Source organism: Amycolatopsis heterodermiae, assembly GCF_034929455.1.
In the GTDB taxonomy this organism is placed as follows: Bacteria; Actinomycetota; Actinomycetes; order Mycobacteriales; family Pseudonocardiaceae; genus Amycolatopsis; species Amycolatopsis heterodermiae.
Genome location: NZ_JAYFSI010000035.1, coordinates 1 through 677 on the forward strand (window position 1 = coordinate 1; position 677 = coordinate 677).

Annotated in this window: 1 protein-coding gene; it reads right to left on the minus strand. The window is 70.3% G+C overall.

Annotation, left to right across the window (positions count from 1 at the left end):
• Window positions 1–677 (minus strand): IS481 family transposase (locus tag VA596_RS50550; RefSeq protein WP_323337981.1); only part of this gene is annotated, 677 nt, incomplete at both ends.

Here is a 677-nt window from a genome sequence, read left to right on the forward strand (position 1 = left end):
CGGTAAGGCCGGGTGCGCTTATGGACGATCTGCGCGTCGCGCAGCGTGCCGCGCCAAAGAAGTGAGCGGTAGCAGGACCCGTTGTCGGTCAGCACCCGCGCAACGGTGATCCCATGGCCGGTGAAGAACGCCTGCGCGCGAGTCCAGAACGCGACCGCGGTTTCCTTGGTCTCGTCGGCCAGGATCTCGGTGTAGGCCAGCCGGGAATGATCATCCACGGCGTTGTGCAGGTAGCTGTAGCCCAGATTCGCGCGACCGCCGACCTTGCGGGGCCGGGCGGGGTCGCGGTGGGCGGCACTGTTGCGCCCGCCGACGGTGCGGCCGTGGACTTTGTGGCCGCCGCCGTCGGGGATGTTGCCGAGTTTCTTGATGTCGACGTGGACCAGGTCACCGGGGGCGGCGTGCTCGTAACGGCGGACCGGCCGGCCGGTGGCCCGATCGAGATGGACCAGGCGGGCCAGCCGGTAGCGGGTCAGGACCCGATGCACCGTTGAGGGGTTCAGGCCGAGCAGGTAGGCGATGCGGGCCGGGCCCCACCGGCGGGTCACCCGGATCTTGATCACTCGCCGTTCGGTGCGGGTGGGTGTCCGGTTCGGGCTGGTCCGGGGCCGGGAGGAACGGTCGGTCATCCCGGCTTCGCCCTGGTTGCGGTAACGAGCGGCCCACCGTGCGGCGGT